Below are 1,897 nucleotides of genomic sequence, written 5' to 3'. Positions count from 1 at the left end.
CCGTGGCCGCCCTGTTGCCTCTCGTGAACGCACAGAAAGACCAATTTAATGCCCAGGGAATCGCCAACCTGTTGTGGGCCATGGCGAAACTGTTGGACATCGGGCAGGAGCGGACACCAGTGCTCAACGAGGCCGTGGCCGCCTTGTTGCCCCACGTGAAAGCACAAAAAGACCAGTTTAATGCCCAGCATGTTGCCAACCTGCTGTGGGTCATGGCGAAACTGGTGGACAATGGGCAGGAACAGACACCAGAGCTCAACGAGGCCGTAGCCGCACTGTTGCCCAGCGTGAACGCACAAAAAGACCAATTTAATGTCCGGGATATCGCCAACCTGCTGTGGGCCATGGCAAAACTGGTGGACAACGAGCAGAAGCCGACACCCGGGCTCAACGAGGCCGTGGCCACGCTACTGCCCCACGTGAAAGTACAGAAAGCTGACTTTAAACCACAGGGTATCGCCAACCTGTTGTGGGCCATGGCGAAACTGGTAGACAACAGGTACAGGCAGACACCAGAGTTCAACGAAGCGGTGGCTGCGCTGTTGACCTGCGTGATCGGACAAAAAGCTAACTTTAACCCACAGGAAATCGCCAACCTGCTATGGGCCATGGCAAAACTGGTGGATAACGGGCAGGAGCAAACACCAGGGCTCTACGAGGCCGTGGCCGCGCTGTTGCACCGGGTGAACGCACAGGAAGACCAATTTAATGCCCGGGATATTGCCAACCTGCTGTGGGCCACGGCCAAACTGGGTGAACTCATTGAGCTGAACGTGGCTACCTCTGCGTTCGAATCGCTTGTCTATCGAATCAGTAATAACCTTCAGTTTACTCAGAATGAGATATCGATGTCTCTCTGGGGAGTCATGGTATGCTGTGCCAGGTTGTCTCTAGTCGCCAATGCCAATAAAAATGACGTACTTGAAAAGCTCATGGATGACCTGTTGACTCGCCTGGAAAATAACTCGCCAGATAATGAAGAGGGCCAATCCATCATGATCATGGCCTCAAGTTGGCTTGGCAGAGCGTGTCCGTTCACCCCCCATTACCAGACAACCATTTCAAAACATCAGGCTGACTTTTGCAATCAACTCCAATCATGCATGCCCTCTTTGAAGATTGAAGAAGAAAAGAGTCTGAACTCATTACCTCCGGTTGACCTGTTACTGCCAGATCACAACATGGTGATTGAAGTTCAGGGATCGTCTCATTACGTGAATGGTGATTTCAAAACAAGGAAGGGTTCGACTCTGCTGAAAATCGCACTGCTGCAAAAATCAGGATTTGAGGTCATTGAAATCCCGGTTAACCGACTTTGCAGCCAGGATGTAATGAAACCATTTATTGACCAAATAAAGAAGAGAACAAACAGCCAGTAATCGTTTCCCTGCCATCGTGACTCAGGAACCGTTTTCACAATTCAGAGTAGATGCTCTCCTCCAACCACTTGCGTTTATAAACCGTTCAACAAAATGAACTTCTGAACAGAACCGCAGTCTGCTTTTTATATTCTCATGAATTAATGAAATATAATTATGGATAGAACCTCTGTTGATTTCAGTGGCAAATACGCAAGACCAGGTAATGATTACACCCAACCGAATAACCACGCCACTTCTTCAAGGCATGGGCGATATAGACAGAGTACAGTCAGACAGCGGCATAATACCCCCCGCTCTACCCCGGGGCGTAATGAATTTTACCATTCTTCTGGCGCACGCTCTTCTCAACATCTACAGCGCCGCTCAGTAAACCCTGCTCAAGATTTTAATGCGCTCATCAAACAGGAAATAATGGATGATCTGGTGAGTAAATCTTATCGTTTCGGTGATCGCTATGATGGGAGACATCACGGTCTGTATGCTGATTCAATTAAAAGATACACATCAGCTGCTAA

The 1,897-nt window shown here is 49.1% G+C and carries 2 protein-coding genes; both read left to right on the top strand.

Features of this window, described 5'->3' with window-relative positions; genetic code table 11:
* Positions 1-1,379, top strand: a 1,379-nt coding sequence (locus tag ACO6VE_RS24400; RefSeq protein ID WP_422464093.1) for a DUF1601 domain-containing protein, incomplete at its 5' end; no start/stop codon positions are given.
* Between the two features lie 156 nt (positions 1,380-1,535).
* The coding region (locus tag ACO6VE_RS24395) for a hypothetical protein (protein ID WP_422464091.1) at positions 1,536-1,897 on the top strand (362 nt) is incomplete at its 3' end.

Origin of the sequence: Endozoicomonas sp. ALB115 (assembly GCF_049310245.1) — a bacterium.
Classification (GTDB): Bacteria; Pseudomonadota; Gammaproteobacteria; order Pseudomonadales; family Endozoicomonadaceae; genus Endozoicomonas.
This window is presented reverse-complemented; position numbering and strand designations above follow the sequence as displayed.